Annotated in this window: 19 protein-coding genes and 1 pseudogene; 8 read left to right on the top strand and 12 right to left on the bottom strand. The window is 60.5% G+C overall.

The window, feature by feature from the left end; all coding sequences use genetic code 11:
• Positions 1–2: 2 nt before the first annotated feature.
• From RC54_RS04140 to RC54_RS25020, 6 genes are all read right to left on the bottom strand, one after another.
• The gene (locus tag RC54_RS04140) at positions 3–1067 is read right to left on the bottom strand and encodes a branched-chain amino acid ABC transporter permease (RefSeq protein WP_061789230.1); all 1065 of its coding nucleotides are present in this window, start codon (positions 1065–1067) and stop codon (positions 3–5) included.
• 1 nt (position 1068) lies between these two features.
• A complete protein-coding gene (locus tag RC54_RS04135) occupies positions 1069–1965 on the bottom strand; it encodes a branched-chain amino acid ABC transporter permease (protein ID WP_044531244.1) in 897 nt (298 codons plus the stop codon).
• A complete protein-coding gene (locus tag RC54_RS04130; protein WP_061789231.1) occupies positions 1965–2840 on the bottom strand; it encodes an ABC transporter ATP-binding protein in 876 nt (291 codons plus the stop codon). Before RC54_RS04130 ends, RC54_RS04135 begins: the two co-directional genes overlap by 1 nt.
• Complete coding sequence (gene sfnG, locus RC54_RS04125) at positions 2837–4027, bottom strand: dimethylsulfone monooxygenase SfnG (protein ID WP_061789232.1); 1191 nt, start codon at positions 4025–4027, stop codon at positions 2837–2839. Before sfnG ends, RC54_RS04130 begins: the two co-directional genes overlap by 4 nt.
• 64 nt (positions 4028–4091) lie before the next feature.
• Positions 4092–4652, bottom strand: a complete 561-nt coding sequence (gene msuE, locus RC54_RS04120; RefSeq protein ID WP_061789233.1) for an FMN reductase — start codon at positions 4650–4652, stop codon at positions 4092–4094.
• A gap of 95 nt (positions 4653–4747) precedes the next feature.
• Complete coding sequence (locus tag RC54_RS25020) at positions 4748–5023, bottom strand: hypothetical protein (RefSeq protein WP_156481269.1); 276 nt, start codon at positions 5021–5023, stop codon at positions 4748–4750.
• A 56-nt stretch (positions 5024–5079) separates the two neighbouring features.
• Between RC54_RS25020 and RC54_RS04115 the strand changes: the two genes are divergently transcribed.
• Positions 5080–6204: a sigma-54 interaction domain-containing protein gene (locus tag RC54_RS04115; protein ID WP_058894317.1), complete on the top strand. Its 1125-nt coding sequence runs from the start codon at positions 5080–5082 to the stop codon at positions 6202–6204.
• A gap of 126 nt (positions 6205–6330) precedes the next feature.
• Positions 6331–8454: a TonB-dependent siderophore receptor gene (locus RC54_RS04110; RefSeq protein ID WP_058894316.1), complete on the top strand. Its 2124-nt coding sequence runs from the start codon at positions 6331–6333 to the stop codon at positions 8452–8454.
• Between the two features lie 36 nt (positions 8455–8490).
• Here the strand turns inward: RC54_RS04110 and RC54_RS04105 are convergent, their stop codons facing one another.
• Positions 8491–10785: a heavy metal translocating P-type ATPase gene (locus RC54_RS04105; RefSeq protein WP_231738952.1), complete on the bottom strand. Its 2295-nt coding sequence runs from the start codon at positions 10783–10785 to the stop codon at positions 8491–8493.
• Positions 10786–11842: 1057 nt separating this feature from the next.
• On the opposite strand from RC54_RS04105, the gene RC54_RS04100 reads away from it, so the two are divergent.
• Positions 11843–13099 (top strand): cyclic di-GMP phosphodiesterase, encoded by a 1257-nt coding sequence (locus tag RC54_RS04100; RefSeq protein WP_244216442.1) that lies wholly within the window; start codon positions 11843–11845, stop codon positions 13097–13099.
• Here RC54_RS04100 and RC54_RS04095 read toward each other — a convergent pair.
• From RC54_RS04095 to RC54_RS04080, 3 genes are all read right to left on the bottom strand, one after another.
• Complete coding sequence (locus tag RC54_RS04095) at positions 13048–13959, bottom strand: LysR family transcriptional regulator (protein ID WP_058894314.1); 912 nt, start codon at positions 13957–13959, stop codon at positions 13048–13050. The two genes, RC54_RS04100 and RC54_RS04095, sit on opposite strands and share 52 nt — an antisense overlap.
• Before the next feature lie 315 nt (positions 13960–14274).
• Entirely contained in the window at positions 14275–14547 is a 273-nt protein-coding gene (locus RC54_RS04085; protein WP_244216441.1) for an OmpW family outer membrane protein, read from the bottom strand.
• A 247-nt stretch (positions 14548–14794) separates the two neighbouring features.
• Positions 14795–16123 carry an aspartate aminotransferase family protein gene (locus RC54_RS04080; protein ID WP_058894313.1) on the bottom strand — a complete coding sequence of 443 codons (1329 nt, stop codon included), beginning with the start codon at positions 16121–16123 and terminating at the stop codon, positions 14795–14797.
• Positions 16124–16347: 224 nt separating this feature from the next.
• Between RC54_RS04080 and RC54_RS04075 the strand changes: the two genes are divergently transcribed.
• The 4 genes from RC54_RS04075 to RC54_RS04060 all read left to right on the top strand — a co-directional run bounded on the left by RC54_RS04075 (position 16348) and on the right by RC54_RS04060 (position 21479).
• A complete protein-coding gene (locus RC54_RS04075; protein WP_061789234.1) occupies positions 16348–17349 on the top strand; it encodes a phosphotransferase enzyme family protein in 1002 nt (333 codons plus the stop codon).
• A gap of 59 nt (positions 17350–17408) precedes the next feature.
• Entirely contained in the window at positions 17409–18470 is a 1062-nt protein-coding gene (gene qhpR / locus RC54_RS04070; protein ID WP_061789235.1) for an AraC-like transcriptional regulator QhpR, read from the top strand.
• 205 nt (positions 18471–18675) lie between these two features.
• Positions 18676–19989 carry a citrate-proton symporter gene (locus RC54_RS04065; RefSeq protein WP_061789236.1) on the top strand — a complete coding sequence of 438 codons (1314 nt, stop codon included), beginning with the start codon at positions 18676–18678 and terminating at the stop codon, positions 19987–19989.
• 41 nt (positions 19990–20030) lie between these two features.
• A complete protein-coding gene (locus tag RC54_RS04060; protein WP_058897476.1) occupies positions 20031–21479 on the top strand; it encodes an amidase in 1449 nt (482 codons plus the stop codon).
• Positions 21480–21585: 106 nt separating this feature from the next.
• On the opposite strand, the pseudogene RC54_RS04055 reads toward RC54_RS04060, so the two are convergent.
• Positions 21586–21690 (bottom strand): annotated as a pseudogene (locus RC54_RS04055) (transposase); the annotation flags it as partial.
• Between the two features lie 214 nt (positions 21691–21904).
• On the opposite strand from RC54_RS04055, the gene RC54_RS25680 reads away from it, so the two are divergent.
• Positions 21905–22321 carry a hypothetical protein gene (locus RC54_RS25680; protein ID WP_156481270.1) on the top strand — a complete coding sequence of 139 codons (417 nt, stop codon included), beginning with the start codon at positions 21905–21907 and terminating at the stop codon, positions 22319–22321.
• On the opposite strand, the gene RC54_RS04045 is transcribed toward RC54_RS25680, so the two are convergent.
• Complete coding sequence (locus tag RC54_RS04045; RefSeq protein ID WP_156481271.1) at positions 22262–23422, bottom strand: hypothetical protein; 1161 nt, start codon at positions 23420–23422, stop codon at positions 22262–22264. The genes RC54_RS25680 and RC54_RS04045 overlap by 60 nt on opposite strands.
• Positions 23423–23584 lie beyond the last annotated feature (162 nt).

Raw genomic sequence — 23584 nt, 5'->3', positions numbered from 1 at the left:
AATCAGGTAGAAGATGCGCGCTGATGAAGGCTGCGGCGCGCCCGCTCCCATAGCGCCGCCAGCCCCTGTGGTTCGACGATGAGGAAAAAGATGATCAGCGCCCCCAGCACGATGCGTTGGCTCATCTCCAGCACGCCCGAGTCGAACCACTGCCCCAGCAGCAAGCTGCCCAGGCGCGACAGCAGCAGTGGAAAGACCACGATCAGCGCGGCCCCCAGGAAGGCGCCGCGTATCGTCGCCAGGCCACCGATGATGACGATGAAGAGAATCTGCAAGGAGCGGTCGAGGTTGAAGCCGGCCGGCTCCACCGTGCGCAGGTAAACGAAGCCCCACAACACCCCGGCCACGCCGATGATGAAGGAAGAGATGGCAAAGGCCAGCAGCTTGGTGCGCAACACCGGAATGCCGATCACCCGTGCAGCCTGCTCGTTGTCGCGCACGGCAATGAAATGATGGCCGGTCTGGGTCAGCACCAGGCGCCAGCTCAACAGGGTCAGCACGGTGACGATGCCCAGCGCGAACAGATAGCGCCCGGCCGGGGTATCGAAGCTGATCCCGCCCACCACCAGCGCGGGAGCGTCGATGACACCGGAGGGATTGTCGTTGCTGAACCAGCTGAACTTGACCAGCACCCATTGCACGAAGAACTGCGCAGCCAGGGTCGAGACGGCCAGGTAGAAACCGCGCAGGCGCAGGCTGGGCAGGCCGAACACCAGGCCCACGGCGGTTGCGGCCAGACCGGCCAGGGCGATGGACAGCAGCAGCGGCAAGCCTTCCACGCGCAGGTTGATGTTGTAGGCAGCAAAGGCGCCCACCGCCATGAAGGCCGAGCTGCCCAGCGAGAGCTGGCCGGCATAACCGGTCAACAGGTTCAAGCCGACGGCGGCCAGCGAGAGCGCCAGGAAGGGAATCAGCAAGGCATCGATGACATAGTTGGAGGCAGCCCAGGGCAGCACGCCATAGGCCACCACCAGCAACAGCAGCCAGGGCCAAGCCCGCCGTAACTGCGCAGCAGGATGGGCCTTGGGCGCAGCAGAAGCGGCGTAGGGAGTGAAGGAAGTGGTCATTTCATGCCCTTTGCAGCGCAGCTTGTCCGAACAAGCCGCTTGGTTTGACCAGCAGGAAGGCCAGCGCGGCGACATAGGCGAACCAGCCCTCGATGCCGCTGCCCACCAGCGGCCCCAGGTAGACCTCGGCCAGTTTTTCCAGCGCACCGATCAGCAGACCGCCGACGATGGCACCCAGGATCGAATCGAAACCGCCCAGCACCAGCACCGGCAAGGCCTTCAACACCACCAGCGAGAGCGAGAATTGCACCCCGAGACGCGCCCCCCACAACAGCCCCGCGATCAAGGCAATCAGGCCGGCCGTGGCCCACACCGCGGTGAGGATGCGCGGCAGGCGCAAGCCCACGGCCAGGGCGGCATAGCTGTCATCGGCCAGGGCCCGGAATTCCAGCCCCATGCGGGTATAGCGGAAGAAGGCCGAGAGCAGCGCCACCATCAGGGCGGCCGTGATGGCGGCGAACAGGTCGAAGGAAGAAATCATCATCTGGCCTACATGCAGCGGGGTATCGTCGATGCCCAGGTCCAGCGCATGGACTTGCGTACCCCACAGCAACTGCGCCACGCCCTCGATCACATAGGACAGGCCCAGGGTCGCCATGAACAGCGTCATCGGCGACTGGTTCACCAGCGGGCGCAGCACCACCCGTTCGATCGACAGGCCCAGCAGGATCATGGCCGCCAACGTCAGCAGCAATGCCAGTGCAAACGGGATGCCATGCTCCACCAGGCTCACGAAGGTCAGCGCGGCAAACAGCAACTGCGCGCCCTGGGCGAAATTGAGTACGCCCGAGGTCTTGTAGATCAGCACGAAGCCGATGGCCACCAGCGAATACATCACGCCCGAGAGGAGACCACCGGTCAGCACTTCGGCGAAGAATACCCAATCGAAATCAGCCATCACGCGGCCTCCTGTTCGCGGTGGGCCACGCCGAGATAGGCCTCGATCACGGCTGCATCCTGGCGCACTGCGGCCGGGGTGCCATCGGCGATCTTGCGGCCATAGTTGAGCACGGCCACGCGGTCGGAGAGGTCGAAGACCAGACCGATGTCATGTTCGATGAGCAGGATGGCGGTACCGAACTGGTCACGTGCCGCCCGCACGAAACCGGCCATCTCGCTTTTTTCGATGACGGTCATGCCGGCCATGGGTTCATCCAGCAACAGCAGGTGCGGCTGCGCCACCAGCGCACGCGCCAGCTCCACACGCTTTTGCAGGCCATAGGGCAGGCCGCCGACCACGCGCTCGGCATGGGCACCCAGATCGAGGAAGGCGATCATCTGGTCGGCCAGTGCGCGCGCCTGCTGGCGTTCGCGCCGAGCTCGTCCGAGGCCGGCGATCTGTTCCAGGAAGCTGGCGCGCATGGCATTGACCCGACCCAGCACGATGTTGTCGCGCACGCTCAAGCCCTTGAACAAGGCCAGGTTCTGGAAGGTGCGCGCCACGCCGAGCCGGCCCAGGCGGGCCGTCGGCACCTGCGGCCAGTATCGGCCTGCCAGCTGGACCTGGCCTTGGGTGGGGCGATACAAGCCGCTCATGACATTGACCAGCGAACTCTTGCCCGCACCATTGGGGCCGATGACGGCCAGGATCTCGCGCGCATGGATGGCCAGGTCGATGTGGCTCAAGGCCTGCACGCCACCGAAGGAAAGGCTGACGTCGCTCAGTTGCAGCACCGGCGCGCTGGCCTGCCTGGCCAGCGGCGCGGTGGCATGAGCAGCAGCGCCAAGCTCCAGCGGCGCCAGCTGCGGCTGCAGCGTGCTGGTCATGGTCATGCCACCGCTTCCAGGGCCGCCGAGCGGCTGGCATTGCCTTGCACTGCGCCAGCGGCCTGGCGGGCCTCCAGCTCACGCACCAGCGGCAAGACCTTCTGGCCGAAGTATTCGACTTCCTCGATGAAGTGCAGGAAGCCGGTCAGCACCAGGTCCACACCGACCGCCTTCAAGGCCACGATACGCTCGGCGATCTGTTGCGGTGTACCGATCAGGTTGGTCTTGAAACCATCGTTGTATTGCACCAGGTCTTCGAAGCTGGACTTGGCCCAGTTGCCCTCGCCTTCCGGCGACGCCTTGCCGGCCTGCTTGACGGCGTCGCCAAAGGCGTGCACCGCTTCCACGTGGGCGTGCTTGATGATGTCCTCCAGCACGGCTTGCGCTTCTTCCTCGGTATCGCGGGCGATCACGAAGGCATTCACGCCGATGCGCACCTTGTGGCCGTTCTGTGCGGCCTTGGCCTGGATGTCGTCGATCTGCGCCTTCAATGCCTCGACCGTATTGCCGTTGGTGAAGTACCAGTCCGAGACGCTGGCCGCATTGTCGCGCGCCGCACGGGAGCTGCCGCCCTGGAAGATTTCCGGGTGCGGTTTCTGGACCGGCTTGGGGCTCAGGGTGTAATTGTTGAAGCGATAGAAATCGCCCTTGAAGGTGAAGTCATCCTGGGTCCAGATCCCCTTCAGTGCCTGGATGAATTCATGGGAACGACGATAGCGTTCATCATGTTCCAGCCAGGGTTCGCCGATGGCCTGGAACTCGCCCTTGAACCAGCCGCTGACCACGTTGATGGCGATACGGCCATTGGAGATGTGATCGATGGTGGCGATCTGCTTGGCCACCACGGCCGGATGCCACGGCCCTGGCAAGATCGCGGCCAGCACCTTGAGCTTGGTGGTGGCGTGCAGCAGGGCCTGGCTGAAGGACACCGATTCATGCTGGTATTCGGCACCATAACCGGCGGTGAAGCGGATCTGGCTCAGGGCATATTCGAAGCCGGCTTTTTCGGCGGCCACGGCCAGGCGCTGGTTGTACTCCAGGCTCCATTCGGTACGCTGCGGGATCTTGCTGACCACCAGGCCGCCGCTGACATTGGGCACCCAATAGGCGAACTTGACGGCATCGGTGCGGGCGGCGGAAGCGTTGTGGGAGGTGTGGGAGGTGTGGGAGGTGTGAGAGGGGGCTTGGCTCATGGAGAATCTCCTTGGGGAATTCGGGTAATCGGGGGGAGTGAAAAATAAATTCAGTGCATCGATGTCATGCGTTGCTGCGTGCGGTAGTCAGCGCCTGCAATACCGGCAGGGCACGCTGCACGGTCAGTGCGATACGCTCCTGCAAGGCGGTGCTGATGATGGTTTCGTTGTCGAATTCCTGGGCATTGGCATACACGCCCAGCGGCAACGTGAGGGTCTGGAAGAAGGCGAACAGCGGACGCAACTGGTGATCGATGGTCAATGCATGGCGATCGCTGCCACCGGTGGCCGCCAGCAGGACCGGCTTGCCGAACAGCGACTCCTGCGGCACCAGGTCGAACAGGTGTTTGAACAAACCCGAGTAGGACCCGCGATAGACGGGGCTGCCCGCCAGCAGCAGGTCGGCCGCCTCAATAGCGGCGATGTTCTGGCGTACCGGCGCGGGCAACTGGTCCAGTTCAGTGGCACCGAGCAACTGCCCGGTCAGATCCGACAGGGCCACCACTTCGGTCTGGATGCTCAGGTGCTGACCCAGTTGCGCGGCAATGGCATTGAGCAGGCCCAGGGTACGGGAGGGACGGCGGCCGCTTCCGGCGACGACGACGACTTGCAGTGGACGGCTCATGAAAGGAACGCTCCTATGCTGAAGAAGGGGGACGCGACATCGATTGCGTAGCTCTTCTTCAGCGAAGAGCGTGCCAGCCTGCAAAGCCTTGCAAATCAATGACTTGCAAAAAAACGTGTTACTGCTGCAGCAGCAATGTGCACAATGGCTGCTGCTGGAGCAGCAAGTTCCGAGAGGACCGGATGACTTATTTTTTTAAGTCTGTACATCTCGTTTGGCCTGTCGGCACCCATTGTCGCCCCATCCCGACAGATCACCGTCAGCGCCTTGTCAGACAAGCGTTTGCGGCTAATCAACCAAAACAAACCGAGCATACTTATGCTGAATTGGTCGTTAAGAAGCTTGGCGCATATTGTTAGAATTAATTTCACCTTCCCCCCGCATCGCTACCCTCGTTGGGATCACTCCCATGAGCTCGGAGCCTGACATGAACGCCAGCAATCGCTCTGCCCATCTGTATGCGCTGCCCTCCTCCACCGAGGCTGCACGCACTGCCACGCCACTGCTGACGCTCCCCCATGCGCGCAAGCTCGGCACCTCCATTCGCGCTACCGCCCAGGTCTTTCACGACCCGGTGTCGGTGGCCTTGCTGGAACGCGTGCAGATGGTGGCCCCCAGTGACGCCAACGTAGTCATCATCGGCGCCACCGGTACCGGTAAAGAATTGATTGCGCGCCACGTGCACGAGTTGAGCACGCGGCGCAATGGTCCGTTCGTGGCCGTGAACTGCGGGGCGTTTTCCGAGAACTTGGCCGAAAGCGAATTGTTCGGCCATGAAAAAGGCGCCTTCACCGGCGCCATTGCTCACAAGGCGGGATGGTTCGAAGCGGCCAATGGCGGCACGCTGTTCCTCGATGAAATCGGCGACCTGCCACTGGCGATCCAGGTCAAGCTATTGCGTGTGCTGCAGGAGCGTGAAGTGGTGCGCCTGGGTTCGCGTCGCAGTATTCCGATTGACGTGCGCATCATCGCCGCCACCAACGTGCGCTTGCAGGATGCGGTGGCAGCCGGGCATTTCCGCCAGGATCTTTACTATCGTCTGCAGGTGGTGCAGTTGACCATTCCGCGGCTGCGCGAACGGCCCGAAGACATCCTGCCGCTGGCCTATCACTTCCTCGATGAATACCGCCAACGCCTGGGCTATGGCGCCCGTGGCATCGATGCCGAGGGCGAGCGCAAGCTGCGCAGCCACGACTGGCCCGGCAATATCCGCGAGCTGGAAAATGCCATCCATCATGCCCTGCTGATCTGCCAGGATGAGCAACTGCGCGCCGAGCACTTGCACCTCTCCCACGTGGAGCGACTGGGTGCAGCGCAGCCAGTGGTGGGTAGCCATGCCGACGATCCGCTGCAAGCCCTGGAGCAAGTCTTGCAGTCGCTGTTCAACCAGTCCCAGGCCGGCTTGTTCGAAAAGATCGAAGACACCGTCTTTCGTACCGCCTTCGAATTTTGCGAACGCAATCAAGTGCAGGCCGCACGCCTGCTCGACATCAGTCGCAACGTGCTGCGTGCCCGCCTGATCCGCACGGGGCAGATCTCGGCACTGAAATAGGCCATATTGCAAAATAACAACTATTACTGACGATTTTTCACAAAAATCTTACACTTTACCAACAATTGTTAACGATTATCATTTATATTCGGCCTCCCGATTATTTGCATGGCAGGTTGAATTTCGATGACGACGCAACAAGCACTTCCCTCTACCGCCTGCTGGCTGGCCGCCAGCCTGATCACTGCAGCGCCCCTGGCCTGGGCGCAAACACCGGCCCAAGACAGTGGCAGTGCGACCGCCTTGCCGGAGGTCAGCGTCTCGGCCAGCAAGGATAAGAGCAGCTACCTTGCGCCCAGCACCAGCGGCGCCACCCGCACCGATACCCCGTTGATGGAAATCCCGCAGGCCGTGCGTGTGATGACCACCCAGCAGATCGAAGACCTGGGCGCGGTGCGCCTGGCCGATACGGTGGATTACGTCAGCGGCATCAGCCGGCTCAATGACTTCGGCGGTACCTGGGACAACTTCGCCATCCGCGGCTTCAGCAGCACCGACATGGGTTTCCTGGTCAATGGCTTCCCCGGTTCGCGCGGCTACAACCCGCGCCGCGATACGGCCACCATCGAGCGTATCGAATTCCTCAAGGGCCCGGCGGCGGCGCTCTATGGCAGCAGCGAGCCAGGCGGCACCATCAACATCGTCACCAAGAAACCGCAGTTCACCCGCAAGAACAGCGCCGAGTTGAGCGCCGGCAGCGGTGGCCTCAAGCGCGCCACCGTGGACAGCACCGGGCCGCTGAGCCAGAACCTGGCCTATCGCCTCATTGCCATGACAGAGGAAGGCGACAGCCGCTCCAGCCTGCTCAGCAATCGTCGCTCGCTGGTGGCGCCGTCGCTAGCCTGGGTGATCGACAAGGACACCCTGCTGAACTACGAAGCCGAATTCCTGCAAGCCAGTACGCCCCTGGACCGTGGACTGATCAACGTGCGCGGCGTACTGGGTGGCTTGCCGCGCGACCGCGTGCTCAACGAACCCTCGGACGGCAACATGGCCATGCGCAGCAACACCCACCAGCTCACGCTGGAACGCACCCTGTCCGAACAATGGCGTGCCAAGCTCGGCGCCAGCTACAAGGAAAGCAGCTTCGACGGTTTCTATACCGAAGCCGCTCTCAGCAATCCCCTGGCCGCCGACAACCGCACCCTGAGGCGCACCCGCACCTGGCGTCAGCTTCCCTCGCGCGATACCTCGGTGCAGGCCGAGCTGCAAGGCAACTTCAGTACCGGCACCATCGGCCACACCCTGCTACTCGGGGCGGAGAGTTCCACTTTGTGGATGAATACCGAAATCCTGCGTTCGGCCGCCCTCACCTCCATCGACATCTACAATCCGGTCTATGGCAGTAGCCCCCTGCTACCGCTGACCAATCGCACCAGCAGCTCGGACGAACACCAGCGTGTCAAGGCCGTGTTTGTCCAGGACCAGTTGAGCCTGTCGTCGCAATGGAAGCTGCTGGCCGGCTTGCGCTGGGACCAGTACAACCAGAGCATCCAGAACCGCGTCGGCGGTGTGACCAACACCTCGCAACAGCAAAGTGCGGTCTCTCCGCGCGCCGGCATCAGCTATCTGCCCAATGCCTGGAGTTCGCTCTACCTGTCGGCGGGCAAGTCCTTCCGTCCCAATAGCGGGGTGGACGTCAACGGCCGCGCCTTCGATCCGCAGCATTCGACCGCCTATGAAGCCGGCCTCAAGCTGCAGACCAGCGATGAACGCCTGGGTGCCAACTTCGCTCTCTACGACATCACCAAGACCAATGTGCTGACCGCCAGCGACGTACCCGGCTTCATGGTGGCCGCAGGCGAAGCCAAGAGCACCGGCTTCGAAGCCGATGCCTATGGTCAATTGGATGCACACTGGCGCATCTCGGCCAATTTTTCCTGGGACAACGCGCGCGTGACCAAGGACAAGACCCTGGCAGCCGGCACCCGCCTGACCAATATCCCGGCCTATAGCGCCGGCCTGCTGGCCATCCGCGAGGATGCCACCGCCAGCGGTGCGCGTTATGGCCTGGGTGGCGGTATCAACTATGTGGGCAATCGTTCGGGCAATACGGCCGACACCTACTCGCTGCCGGCTTATGCGACGGTCAAGCTGCTGAGCTACTGGCAGGTGAGCAAGCATGTGCGGCTGTCGCTGGATGTGAACAACCTCTTCAATCGCAACTACTATCCGGGCTCGTGGAACAACCTCTACGTGATGCCGGGCGCGGAGCGTACCGTGGTGGCGCGCATGAAGATCGATCTGTAAGCGATCTGCCCGTCCCGCCCTCGGGATGGACTGATCTCAGGAAGAAAGCCCATGGAAGATTTCTTCCTCCTGGGCGAAATGCAGCCGCAGGATGGCTTCCAGCGCATACAGCGCATGGCGGACTTCCTGCGAGGTGGCAGCATCGGGCGGTTGGCTGGCAGCGCAGGTATTCATATCGGCCGCCAGCCGTTCGATGGTGCGACTCAGGCGATGGATTTCGCGATGCGTGCTGCTCATGGAAGCCAGCGGATCGCGCCCGCCGATCAATCTGGCCAAACGCGGGTAGAGCCGCGCGTCATCCTCCGACTCATGCGGGAGCAGGCGGGTTGTCAACAGCCCGCTCACCGAGTGCAATTGCTCACGCAACTGCGTCACCGGCAAGACATCGCAGCGCTCGGCCAGCCATAGCAGGCGATCAATGACCGGGGCCAGGGCGGCGTGTTCCTGCTGCAAGGCCTGCAGGTCTGCCGCCGAAATCTGTCCCCTGGCCTCTTCCTTCTCCAGCGTCAGCACCCGCAGCGCATTGAGGATGACGGCCACATCGATCAACTCCTGCAACACCGCGCCCGCGACCGGCGGCAGGTAACCCAGTGCCGCCACTACCATGGCCAGCAACGACAGTCCCATGCCTGCCACCACGCTTTGCAGGGCGATACGGCGGGTCTGTTGCGCCAGGCGCACAGCAAAGGCCAGACGGTCGAGCCGGTCCACCAGCAAGACCACCTGGGCCGACTCGGCCGCCGCAGCAGCACCGCGCGCGCCCATGGCCACACCGACATCGGCCGCAGCCAGCGCCGGTGCATCGTTGACGCCATCGCCCACCATCATGGTGACGCCTTGCTGGCGCGCCTGGCGAATGGCCTCCAGCTTGGAGGCTGGCGTTTGCTCGGACAAGATGTCATCCACGCCCAGGGCATGACCGATGGTCGTGGCCACCTCACGATGATCGCCGGTCAGCATCACGATGCGTTGCGCCCCCAGTGTACGCAGCAGGCGCAATGCGCGTGGCGTTTCCAGCCGGACTTGGTCGGCCAGTTGCATCACCCCCGCCAAGTGACCATCCAGGGCCAGATACACCCCAGCCGTTCCTTCATAACCGATCCGTGCGCCCGGATGCACGGCCCAGTCGGGGAGTGCATCAAGACCGAGCACGAAGTCACGCGTCCCTACCCGCACCTGGCGCCCATCGACCTGACCAGTGAGGCCGGCACCAGGCTGCTCGCTGACCTGCTCGGGCAGCGCCAGGGGGAGGCCACGTGCGAGGGCGGCAGCCACTACCGCCTGGGCGATGGCATGGGCCGACAGTTGCTCCAGCGAAGCGGCCAGCCTGAGCAAGTCGTGCGGTTCCATTCCTGGGGCAACATCGATGGCGGTCAGGCGTGCCTTGCCGCTGGTCAGGGTACCGGTCTTGTCCAGGAACAGGGTATGCAGATGGGCTAACTTTTCCAGCGCACCACCATGCTTGATGAGCACGCCGCGCTGGGCGCAACGTGACATGGCGCAGACCAGCGCCACCGGGACGGCCAGGATCAGCGGACAGGGTGTGGCCACCACCGCCACGGCCAGTGCGCGCTCTGGCTCACCACTGAGCAGCCACGCCAGCGCGGCCAGTCCCAGCGCCACCGGGACGAACCATAAGGCGTAGCGGTCCGCCAGGCGCGCGGCCGGTGCCCGCGATTGCTGGGCCGAATGGACCAGGCGCACGATGTGGCCCAGCGTGCCCTGCTCTGCCGTACTGCTGGCCAGGAGCTCGAAGGCTTCGCCGGCATTGATACTGCCGCTGGGCAGAAACGCTCCCTGGGCACAGCTGAGCGGCAAGGATTCGCCGCTCAGAGTGGACTGGTCCACCACGGCCGCACCCAACAGCGTGCCATCGACCGGTACCGTTTCACCGGAGCGCACCAGCAAGCGGTCACCAGGGCGGATCTGCGCCAGCGCGACCTCGACGATGCGCCCATTCTCATAGCGATGCGCACGCTGCGGCACCTTGGCCAGCAGGGCCGACATATCCTGTTGCGCGCGACGCTCGGCATGGTTTTCCAGGGCACGACCCGTGACGAACATGAGCGCGATCACGGCGGCCGTCAGGTTTTCCTGCAAGGCCAATGCGCCGGCCAGGGTCACCAGCGCGATCAGGTCCAGCCCCCATTGCCGGCGCCATAGCGCCAGCAGTGTCTGGCCCAGCACGAACAGCAATACCAGGGCGGCACTGCCCTGCCATAGCCGGGCCGCCGGCAGCGGCATCTGCCAGAACTGCAACAGCACACCGCCAGCCAATGCCAGGGTGCAGCACAGTACCACCGGAAGATGGAATCGTTGGCGCCAGTTCATCGGGAAAAGGCCGCCGGAAGACGGCACGCAAGGCGGGCGGGATCGCAACTGCCATGATGCTGCCTGGCGACCTGTGCGCCAGCGCAATCTCCTGCAATGCTGACCTGCATCAAGCCAGCAAGGGAGAGATGTTTTCACCAGGACAACATAAGCGGGAATGACGGTGCTGACCGATTGCTGTGATGCACTGATACAGAAAGACGGTCCAGGCACTCATGTCGCGCCGGCAGCCAAGTACTGGCTAGAACTCATTTCATAAATAGGCGTGAGTGCGAGCGAGTCCCGTTTGGGATGAAGTGCAAGGCGCGAATTTGGGTCAAGACTGGGCGTCTTGACCCAAATTCGTAACGCAGCAATTCGCCCAAACGGGCCGCTCCCTTCGGGTTCTGCTCAGAAAGGGCGCTGGCCGCGTTGCGCTCCTTGCGTGTGGCACCGCCACACGACGCGTCGCGCGCCTTGCCAGCGCCCTTTCTGGGCAGAACGCATCTCACGCCTATTTATGAAATGAGTTCCAGCTACCGGCTGCTGGTAGTGTGGCATGCCAATGTCGATCACGATGCCGAGCGGATGCCTGACCTGTCCATTGACTGCCGTCCCGTTTGCCAGGGTCAGGGTGCATCCTGCGATCGTCGGCATCGTTCCCTTACCGTGACAGTGTGGCGTGCAGCCGCAATCCCCTCCATGGCTGCACAGCGCCGGTGCGGGCTGACGCCCGCTGTGCCCCCCGACACATCCCGGCAGGGTTCGGCCAAGCAACTGTATTACAAGCGATGCAATTTGATTAGCCATCTTTTTGCGAAAGAACTCATTAATTCTGCTTAACAATGTACGACGCCCCAGTCCATGCGCTGGTGCTGTCGGAGAATTACAGAAAATGATTTACCACACTTGTTAAAAACAGGCCCCTAATCAATCCTCGCGAAATGTAATACATTGGCGCAAGCCGCAGCTCGGCTGCGGGCAGCACCGGCTAACCACGCCGCCATGCCTCCTTCCCACTCCACACCATCCGATGACGCGCCTAAGACGAATCCCTGTCAGCCAACTCAGCATAGGCATGTATTTTTCCGGCTTCGATGGTGCGTGGATTGCCTCGCCTTTCTGGCGCGCCAGCTTCCTCATTCGCACCGAGGCCGAGGTGCGGCAAGCACAACAGGCCGGACTCGGACATTGCTGGATCGACGTGCACAAGGGCTTGGCACCGAGCACTGAGCTGCAAGCGCCGGACTCGACGTCCGATGACTCATCCATGCCGCCTGCCACACAGCAAGATGTACTCAATCCCGACCTGCTCGAAGCGCTGCGGCTCTACGAGATGGGCCAGCAGACTGCACAGGAAGTGTTTAACCAGGCACGCCTGGGCAAATCGCTGCACGTAGCCAAGTGCAAGGAACTGGTTGAGCAGATCGCCGCTTCGCTGGCACACAATGCGGATGCCCTGTTGAGCATCATCCGCCTCAAGCGCGCCGATGAATACACCTACCTGCATTCGATTGCGGTCTGTACCATGATGGTCGCACTGGCGCGCACCCTGGGTCTGGACGACACCGCCTGCCAACAGGCCGGGCTGGCCGGATTCCTGCACGACGTGGGCAAGGCCTTCATCCCGCTGGAAGTACTCAACAAACCCGGTCTGCTCACCGAGCAGGAATACAAGATCGTGCAGCGCCACCCCGTGCTGGGACACGCCTATCTGAGCGGCCTGGTGGGCGTACCTGATGAAGTGCTGGACGTGTGCCTGCATCACCACCAAAAGATGGATGGCTCAGGCTATCCGGCACGCCAGCAGGACCAGAAGATAAGCCTGTTTTCGCGTATGGCAGCGGTATGCGACGTGTACGACGCAGTCACTTCGCACCGCGTCTACAAGGGGGCCTGGGATCCGGCCGAATCGCTCTCGCGCATGGCTTCCTGGCAGGGACACTTCGACCGCACCATCTTCCTGGCCTTCGTGAAGATGCTGGGCATCTATCCACTGGGCTCCATCGTCACCTTGCGCTCGGGACGCACTGCGCTGGTGATCCAGCAGAACCGCAAGGACCTGACGCGCCCGTTAGTGAAAGCCTTCACCACCAGTGCGGCGATGGAGGTAATGGAGCACGAGATCGTCGACTTGGCCGCTGCCGGCCAGACCGATGCCATCGTCGAGCGCAGCGGACAGGACTGGCTCAGGAGCCACGAACTGGTGACCGGTTCATGGCCGGTCATGCTCAAGGAGCCAGGCACCAACGCCGCAACTTCCGAGCTGCCGGGTGGCGCCAATCAGCCAGGCTGGAAGGTATCGTCCACGCCCGGATGGCGACGCCTGAAATAAGCCTGGATCTGCGCGATGCAGACAAGGATCTTGGCCGGCACCGCATCGCGATACTTGGTGGTGATGAAGGCGCAATAACTATCCGGCGACCAATCCGGCAGCACGACCTGTAGCCGCCCCGCATCCAGGTCATCCTGAACCTTGCTCTTCAACATGCGCGCCACGCCATGCCCTTGCAAGACCAGCTTGCGCAAGGAGCGGGCATGGTTGACGGCGATGCTGGGCGTCAGTCGCAACTGCGCACAATGCCCCACGCGGTTGCGCAAGGTCAAATCCACGCCAACGGGCGTGAAAAAGAGAAAATGATGCATCAGCAGATCCTCGGGACGGCGAATCGGCGGCTGCCTTTGCAGGTAAGCAGGTGACGCACATAGCACCGCTTCCAGCCGGGCCAACGCGATATCACCGGCACCGGGCAGCTTGCCTACGCGCAAGGCGAGGTCGACGCTCTTATCCATCAGGTCGACATTATGGTCGTTCACGTCAATGTTGATCTTGAGTTGCGGATGACTGCGGATGAATTCCTCCAGTGCCGGCACCAGATATTCGGAAGCCATGAAGCTGGAGGCGGCGATGCGCAACTCGCCCACCAGTTCCTTGTGCAGGCTTTCGGTGTTTTCCCGTGCCTCGTTGGCCAGCGCCACGATGCGTGCGCAATGGGCATAGAAGCCCTGGCCGGCTTCGGTCAAGCATAGTTTGCGCGTGGTCCGGTGCAACAGCGTGGTGCCAAGGATGGCTTCCAGGGCACTGATGTGCTGGCTGACCGATGAAGAGGTCAGCCCCAGTTCGCGGGCTGCCTTGGAAAAGGCGCCCAGCTCGACCACGCGGGAAAAGATCACCATACGAGGCAGGTAATCCATGGCGTTGTTTTTCATTATTTGCGCGCAAAAAGAGGCGATCAGAAGGATCGACTATAACGCAGCTGATGGCATGGCAAGGTCAGAAGCTGGGTGGGAGAAGCAGGGCTTTTCTTCTTTGACGACAGGCAGGAAGGGCATTGCTGATTCGCAAAATAGCAAGAAGAACCGCCCTGGCTCCCCAAATACGCCTCCCGGAAGACAAGATAATTCTGCCGGTCCCGCCTGGGGGAATATGATCGCCAGCGCATCTTCAAGTGACGCGCCGAGACTGGCTAGCGCCCAAGTTTCATAGGGAAATCGTCTCTGAGACAAACATCAAAAACGATAGCTCAATGCCAGCGTACTGACCAAGGGATCAAGCCTGACATCGGCACTGGCAGCACTACCGCCAAAGGCCGGCAGCGTGGCGGTGGCGATGGTACTGGCCCAGATCTTCTTCACATCCAGCACCAGGCTCCAGTGTTCGTTGAACGGTACGTTCACACCGAGTGGCAAGACCGGGCCGAAGGCGCTCGTGGTCGCGCGGCCGGCAGTATCGGCGCAGCGGTAGCGACCTGGCGCAGATAAGCGCCCAGTACCGCGCCCCAAGCGCTGCCGCCGTCGATGCTCTGCCCGTGCCAGGCCCGGGTATCCGGCAACCAGGCATCGAGCTAGCTGATGGGGTTTTCACCACGAACACGTCGTTTTTCTGGGAGCGCAACAACTGCTCGCACGGCAGTACCTGGAACCGTTCAAATTTGCCCTCGCTGCTTGCCCCGAGTGCCACTGCTTAGGGAAGGAGGCTCCGCTCAAGGGAGCGGGCCACATACCCGACGCGCCCGGCGGAATTCTCGATTCAGCGAATCCGAAGAGTGTCGTCGATTGCGGTGACTAGTATGTCGCAGTTCTCGGAGGAGAATTGAAGTGGTGGTCGGATCTTCAGAATATTGCCTTGAGGGCCGCAGGTGCTTATCAAAACACGTCTCTTCCTCAGCTCATTGACCACATTGAGTGCCATTACGGCATCACCGTTTTTGGTACCAGGCTGCACAAACTCAACGGCGGCATAGAGACCGATGGCACGGACGTCGCCAATGCACTGATGCTGTACTTTCAGTTGCTCCAGTCCGCGTTTCAGATACGCTCCGGTTTGCTTGGCGTTGTCGATCAGGCCTTCCGATTCAATGACGTCCAGAACCGCTGATGCGGCCGCACAGCAGACCGTGTTTCCGCCGAATGTGTTGAAGTAGCCCGAGCGCTCAGTGAAGGCCTGCATGATGTCTGAGGTGGTGACGGTGGCGGCGATAGGCATACCATTTCCCATGGGCTTTCCCATCACGACGATATCCGGGTCAATTCCGTGCCGCTCGAATCCCCACATTCCTTCGCCAGTTCTTCCGAAGCCCGGCTGCACCTCGTCGGCAACGAACACGCCGCCGGCCTTTTTGACGGTGGCAACGACTTCCTTGAGGAAGCCTGGTGGGTCAACAAACAGGCCATCACTGGAACATACGGTATCGAGGATGAGGCCGGCAAACTTGATGCCGTGGCGCTCCAGGTCAGCGATAGCCGTAGCCACGTCCTGCGCGAATTTGACGCCGACCGGCGCATCCTGCCGATATCCATCGGGAGCATCCACTAGGCGCACGTTGACGCCAACAGGAACGCCAGGGCCGAATGCCGGCGTGATTTCGGCGACCGCAGTCGAATGGCCATGATAGGCGAAGCGCGTCACGATGAAGCCGGTGCCCCCCGTGTAGAGGCGCGCCAGGCGCATTGCCAGGTCTACGCTCTCGGTACCGCTGCTCGTGAAAAGCACTTTGGAAAGTGCGCGAGGGAACGTGCCGAGAAGTCGTTCCGCATAGGACGTGACGACATTGGAGAGATAGCGCGTGTGGGTGTTGAGGGTCGCGACCTGCTTGGACACTGCCGCGACGACATGGGGATGGCAATGGCCAACCGAGGGCACGTTATTGTAAGCATCGAGGTAGTCGAGGCCCTCCTGGTCACGCAACCAGACGCCGGAAGCGCTGACGAAATGTACGGGGTCGCGATAGAACAATGGAACGCCGTCGCCAAATGTGTTGCGCCTGCGTTCGATCAGGGCGCATGTCGCGGGTGAGTTGGTGCTGCCTGATTGCGGATTGAAGGCGTTCAACGCAAGCATTCCATCAGCGTGGGTCATTGTCTCTCCAGTACAAGATAATTCGGCACTTCAATGGTGCTCGCGAAGAGACAAGTCTGTCTTGACCATCGACGACATTTCCTTGATCGCAGAAGACGCTCTTGCGGGTCGCCGTATGAGGTCGCTACAGCTTGATATCCAAGGTCAACGATTTGTGTTGCGATGTCAAACGAAGTCGTCGGCGCTGGCGCGAAGATGTATGCAACGCTACTCGGAGCCTCTTCATGACCCTCACCACTCCTCAATCCCATCTTTCCTACATCGCGACGCTTCGAGAACTGGCCCGCTCTGCGCTGCCGAGATATGGATTCCCATCCAATATCGAAGTCGCCCTGCTGAGCCATTCGGAGAACACGGTATTCCGGCTGGACAATCCGAAGACCGGCTGGCGTGCGGTGATGCGCGTGCACCGGGCCAATTATCAGACTCCTGATGCGATCCAGTCAGAGTTGGACTGGATGACCGCACTCAACGAAGCGGGAATTGCTACGCCGCAGCCGCTGCGCACGCTGGACGGTGAGTCGTTGATCCAGGTCGATACCGAAGCCGCCGGCACCAGAATGGTCGCAGTATTTGCATGGGTGGAAGGGGACTTTCCCGATGAGGCAAACCTCACTCCATCACTGCAGAAATTAGGCGAATTGAGCGCGAGAATGCACCGGCAGTCGCGGCAATGGCAACGCCCAGATTATTTCGAACGCCATACCTGGAGTCTCGAAGATACCGTGGGCGAGAATGGCCGTTGGGGCCGCTGGCGGGATGCTCCCTGGCTCGGCAAGGAACAGGTGAATGTGCTTGCGCAGGCGCGAGATTTGATGAGCTTGCGGCTGGCTTCATTCGGAAAGTCTCCGGACAAGTATGGGCTGATCCACGCAGACCTGCGTATGGCGAACCTTCTGGTCAAAGGGGATTGCACCACCATCATCGATTTCGACGACTGCGGTATCGGCTGGTTCTTACACGATATGGCAACGGCGCTGAGCTTCATCGAACACCGTCCCGACCGCCGCGAGTTGATGCTGCGCTGGGCGGATGGTTATGCACGCCACGGTGCGCTGACACAAGATGATGTCGAGGAATTCCCGACCTTCCTGATGCAGCGACGCCTGCAACTGCTCGCATGGATGGCATCGCACAGTGAAACCGAGCTGGCACAAAGCCTCGGCCAGCGCTGGGTGGCAGCTACGGCAGAGTTAGCAACCGATTATCTGCGCCAAATGGGCTAATGGTCTGAAAATTGCTAGGATGGTTGGGAAATTATTTACCATGAAAATGGAGTCTGACCATGTCCAATGCGCCGCGTCTATCTCGTGCTTCCGACCACCAGTCATGCATTCTTTCAGCAGCGGCAACGGGCCTGCTTGAATTCATTCAGAGCGAAGGTGGTGACCCGGAGCGCATCCTGGGAGCGGCCGGTGCTGACTGCGATACCATCGAGCAGCCCACCGCGACCTTGAGCCTGGAAATATATTGCAACGCGATGGAGCAAGCCGCACGTCAGACGCAAAATGCGCATTTCGGCTTGCGCTTTGGCCAACAATTCATGCCCGCAGGGCTTGGCATGTTGGGCTACCTTGGTTTGACCTCACCCACAGTAGGCGAGGCCCTGTGCAACATGGGTGCCATGTTCCACCATCATCAGCAGCGTTCGCATCTGGGCGTGACCCACGCGGATGGTCTGGCCTACGTCGAATACCGCATCACCGACCCGCTCATCACTCAACGTCGCCAGGATGCCGAATTATCCATCGGGATGTTCTTCAATGTGCTCAGGCAGGCACTGGGCCAGCAATGGCGGCCCCTGGAAATTCATTTCGAACATGGTGCGTTGCACGGCGACGAGGAGCATGAGCACATTTTTGGTGCTCCGATCCATTTTTCTCAGGCGACCAATGCCATCGTGCTTCGAGGAGATGAGCTCGATGCGCCCATGCCAGGGGCTGATGTGCATCTGCACAGCCTGATGCGCAACAACCTGCGCCAGCTGGGGCTGACAGCGTCGGTCGCTGAAACCCTGGTCGACAAAGTGCGCGCCGCCATCCGGCAGCGACTCGATGACAGGGAACCCACGCTGGACGACATTGCAAGCGCACTGGGCATGGCGAACTGGACGCTGCAACGCAGATTGCGTGCGGCCGGGCTGACTTATCAAGAGGTTCTCCTGGATGTCCGCAAGAACATGGCGCTTGTGTATCTGAAGGACCCGGCGCTGCAGATTTCCGAGCTCTCCTTCCTTCTGGGCTACTCGGAAATCAGTGCATTTTCCCGGGCCTTTCAGCGTTGGCACGGTATTTCCCCAACGGAATGGCGGCGCCAGCATCTCGGCGGGCACCCGCGCGTTCAGTGAGATTACCAATCGGCAACGGTTTTGTTAGCGGCCTTTGTAGGGCCGTTTTTTATTGTCGTTGACTATCAAGAAGCTGTGTTTTGGGGTCAAACGGAAAATCAAGTTGAGGCGGCAAGATACCAAGACGATAAGGCGAAGGCTGGTTTTGTTCCGTCGCCAGTTCGTAAGTCAGCAGCTCTTGCCAACCCATTGATAGGGACCTACCGTGCAACCACAACTTAGTAAACAACGCCAAGTCATTGCCGCGATTGTCGGTAATGCCCTCGAATGGTACGACTTCATCGTGTATGGTTTTTTCTCGGCCATTATCGCTAGGCTGTTCTTCCCGGCCGACAACGAATACACCTCCTTGCTGGTAGCCCTGGCGACCTTCGGCATCGGATTTTTCATGCGCCCCGTGGGTGGCGTGCTGCTCGGCCTTTACGCCGACCGCAAAGGCCGTAAGGCGGCGATGCAGGTCATCATCGTTTTGATGACCCTGGCCATCGCCATCATTGCCTTTACGCCCACCTACGCAACCATCGGTATCGCAGCGCCGATCATGATTGTGGTCGCGCGGATGCTGCAGGGTTTCGCTACCGGTGGTGAATATTCCAGTTCGACTGCATTCCTAGTGGAGAGTGCCCCCGCCAACCAGCGTGGCCTGTACGGCTCGTGGCAGTTGGTCGGTCAGTGCCTGGCGGTCTTCTGTGGTGCAGGCATGGGCGCTCTGGTGACACGCAATCTGTCGCCGCAGGCCCTGGACAGCTGGGGCTGGCGACTGCCGTTTGTGATTGGCCTGCTCATCGGGCCGGTCGGTCTCTGGATTCGCCGCCACATGCATGAGACAGACGATTTCATGGAGAGCGCCAACAAGCCCGACGCAGCCCCCATCAAGCTGCTTGATGTGGTCAAAACCAACCTGCGTGGCGTGCTGGTATCGATGGGGCAAGTCATCAACGGTACGGTGGCCTTCTACGTTGTTCTGGTGAATATGCCCACCTTCGCCAACAAGCAACTGGGGCTTCCTCTCGATCAGGCGTTCATGGTGCAGATGATTGCCGTGGCGCTGCTCACCCTCATCATTCCGTTTGCCGGCGCACTGTCCGACCGCATCGGCCGCCGCACCGTCCTGCTCTACAGCTCGCTGGCATTCCTGTTGACGGTGTACCCTCTGTTCGTCTGGGTCGCCACAGCGCCCAGTCTGCCCCGTCTGCTGGTGATGCAAGTCCTTCTGTGCATCATGATCGGCGCAAACTACGGCCCGATGCCCACCGCCTTGTCGGAGCAATTCCCTACGCGGGTGCGCTCCACCGGCCTTGCCGTGGCCTACAATCTGGCAGCGATGCTCTTCGGTGGCTTTGCTCCGTTCATCGTGACCTGGCTCACCAAGACATCGGGTTCACCGGTCGCGCCCGCCTGGTATGTGCTGTTGGCTGCCTGTATCGGCGTTGCCGCAGCCTGGGCGATGCGTGACCAAAGCCCGGCAGCGAAGAATCGGCAGACAGAAGTCTTCGCCGGAATTGGAGAGCTCAAGTGACAGTAGGGATGGGTTCGCAGGCAATGCAAGGAGCACAAAAGATGGATCAACTGGTTACCCTCGATGCACTGGCATTGTCCGATGCTATTCGCCGCAAGAAAGTTTCTTGCCGCGAAGTCATGCAGGCGTATCTGCAGCATATCGAGAAGGTCAACCCGCATGTGAACGCCATCGTTTCGCTGCGCCCGACTGAGGCGCTACTGGACGAAGCCGAGCGTGCAGACCAATTGCTTGCGCAGGGCAGATATCTGGGATGGATGCACGGTATGCCCCAGGCACCGAAGGACCTCGCTTCGTGCAAAGGACTGCCTACCAGCAAAGGCTCTCCTCTGTCAGCCATGGAACCGGACCTGAGCGATACAACTTGCATCGCCCGTGTGCGTGAAGCGGGTGCCATTTTCATCGGAAAGACTAACGTCTCCGAATTCGGACTCGGCTCGAACAGCTACAACCCGGTATTCGGCGTAACCCGGAATGCCTATGACTTCTCGCGCATTGCTGGCGGTAGCAGTGGTGGTGCCGCTGCAGCGCTGGCGATGCGTATGCTGCCCGTGGCTGATGGTAGCGACATGATGGGCTCCTTGAGAAATCCGGCCGCGTTCAACAATGTCTATGGCTTCAGGCCGACGCAGGGCCGTGTCCCTTACGGCTCAGGCGGAGAACTCTTCCTGCAGCAATTGAGCACGGAGGGCCCCATGGGACGCACCGTGGCCGACGTCGCCCGGCTTTTCGCTACCCAGGCAGGCTATGACCGCCGTTGCCCGCTATCGAATGACACGGACGTGACTGGCGAGGTGGCGCAACTCAAGCGGGATTTCAAAGGCACGAGAATTGGTTGGCTCGGGAACTACGACGGTTACTTGCCGATAGAGAAGGAGGTCATGGTGCTGTGCGAGGCAGCGCTGTCGGACTTTACCGATATTGGCTGTACGGTAGAGCAATGCCAACCCGACTATCCGATGGAAAAGCTCTGGGAGACCTGGCTCATTCATCGGCACTGGCTAGTCGGCGCCAACTTGAACGCCTACTTCGCTAACCCGGCACAGCGCGGCTTGCTCAAGCCAGAGGCACAATGGGAAGTAGAATCGGGCCTGAATCTGAAGGGGATTGATATTTTCCGCGCGTCTGTTGCTCGCAGCGATTGGTATCGCGCAATTCATCAGCTCTTCGAGCAATATGATTACCTGCTGCTGCCCAGCGCACAGATGTTTGCGTTCGATGCGGCCACGACGTGGCCGCGCAACATAGCGGGCCGGGAAATGGATACCTACCATCGCTGGATGGAGGTGGTCATTGGCCCGACACTGGCGGGCCTACCGGCCATGAGTGTACCGGTCGGCTTCGGAACGAACGGCCTGCCTATGGGAATGCAGATCATTGGTCCATCCCGAGACGACATAGGTGTTTTGCAATTGGCACATGCACTGGAAGCCTTGCGCCCGTGGGTTTCCCAAGCACCGTTGGCAGTCGTAGATGCGTTGAACCGATAAATAGTTGTGACCTCTGGTTGAGTCGTTGGAAATCATTCTCAGCCTTTTCGGCGGCCTAAACAGCCGCCCTTTTTTAGACCAGCAAGCACTGTAGCGGTCAAGTCATCCCGGATAGCCACATCAGTTCGACATTGCGCTGCACCTCGCACTCCAGTTGCCGGCTCGACTGCAATCGATTGAGATTGCCGTAGATGTATATCTTGAGCAGCACTTAGTTGCTGCGGGCGTGATGGTCAGCCGTTGAACAAAACACTCCAGTTGCCCACAGCTTTTTTTAGAATGGGCAAAAAATCCCCCAGCAAAAGAAAAAGCGGCTTAGGACCATAAGTCGCTAAGCCGCTCTGGTACTGGTGGCCCCCCCGTGAGTCGAACACGGCACCAACGGATTATGAGACTTTCTGACTACAAATAGACAAACAAGGAAAGTGCAGTCAAATCAACGACCTGCAGCGGAAGCCATCCCATTTACCGGCTGCACTTTCCCGTCTATTTTGCCCGATTCAAGCCTAGTTTGGGCAGGTTTTGGTCATAGCGCGCAACACTTCGCTATCCGGAAAAACGCCTGGTCCTTTACTCGACCAGCTTCTGCTGTCAGGCTGGAGAAAAGTTCAAGAATTTTCTCGTGGATCAAGATGAAAAAAGCAATTTCTGTAATCGCCCTGCTCGGCCTGACCGCGTGCGCCACATGGGGCCATCCATTTTTTGCGAGCCAGCACTTCATGCAAGCAATGCTGGTCGGCCGGCATCCGATGAGTGACGCCAATTCCGCCGCGGTTAGATATTCACTGATCATTTTCTTCAGCCCGGTGCTTTGTGATTGGATCGATAGCATCCGCTATTGACAAGGCCCAGCGTGCCCATCGTTCCGACAGCTCTCTCTCTTCAGGCGTACCATCCTCGGCCGCCAGCAGCCTGGCATTAATAAATGCCCTGATCTCATGTGCTTTTTTCCAGTCCTCTACCTCCACCAGGAGGTCACCCCGCCGTTCCTCCTCGGCTTTCTTCCAGCCTTCAAGTTGCTCCTGTAGGCGTTCCTGTTTATGACGCTGAATCGTGGCCTCCAATTCAGCCCTCTTCTGCAGCAGCCGTTGAACTCTGTCAATCTCGCCGCGCCTATAGGAAAGCTCGGCAAAGATCAGGAACCCGGCGACGATTTCCCTCATCTGTGCTTGGAGCGGCCTAGACGCCGAATCGCGCCACTCTGTCTCTATCCCCCCCGTCGCCTCCCCGCGTATCACCAATTCTAGGTCCCCTGGATCGTCGCGCTCCTGATGCCTGCGCGAGATCTCGCTCGCCGGCGCACCCACCGCGCGCAGTTCGAATGCCACATTCATGTCTCCTATCCGAATGCTCCACTCGTACCCGGGCTCTTTAGTTTTAGCGGCTCCAGCTCCGCAATAAGAAAGGGCCTGAAGCAGCTGATTCAAGATCAGCAGGCGGCGGCGCCCCTGCTTAGTTGAGGAAATGACCGGGTAGAACTCTGCGTCCAAGGGATGCCCTCTCCACCTCTGTTTGTTTTCTTCATCCTTTATGAGCAGTTTGGAGATCGCGTGGTGCTTGTTGGATAGCGTCTTCCGCAATGGGGCCGCCGCTGCTAGCGCACGCGCCCTCAATTCGACTATGCTCAGGCCTTCCCGAAATTCTGGAGTCTCCAGCGGCGGCTCGTCCAGCAGCATCCGTCGCCGCACGCCGGAGCCCATTCGCGATTCGTCAACAAGGATGACATGTTCTGCCTGGCCAAGCAGCCGATCGGGCAACGGCACCCTCTTGGGCTTACCGCCGCCATTCACCATGTTCCAATATCCGCGACCTGGTCGTGGAATCCTGGCCGTTTCACAGGCAGCCCTGAGCTGCTCGGGAGACATGCCAAGGCGCTGCGCGACATCCTTTGCTGGCTGAGACCAAATCAGGTCGTGCAGTTCGGAACGAGTGATGCGTGTCATGAACATACGATCCCCTTTGAAAGCGATATGTATGGTCACATCCGTCAGGATGAAGGCCCTCTAGAAGAAGCCCGTCATCTGGCCGAAATGATCCACTGCGCCGTGCATCCCACCGGCTATACGAATGAACGGATCCAAAAGGGAATGCAAGACGTAATCGAT

This window comes from Herbaspirillum rubrisubalbicans, from assembly GCF_003719195.1.
Lineage (GTDB): Bacteria > Pseudomonadota > Gammaproteobacteria > Burkholderiales > Burkholderiaceae_D > Herbaspirillum > Herbaspirillum rubrisubalbicans.
Note: the sequence above shows the minus strand (reverse complement) of the source record. Positions and strands in the feature narration are given on the sequence as shown.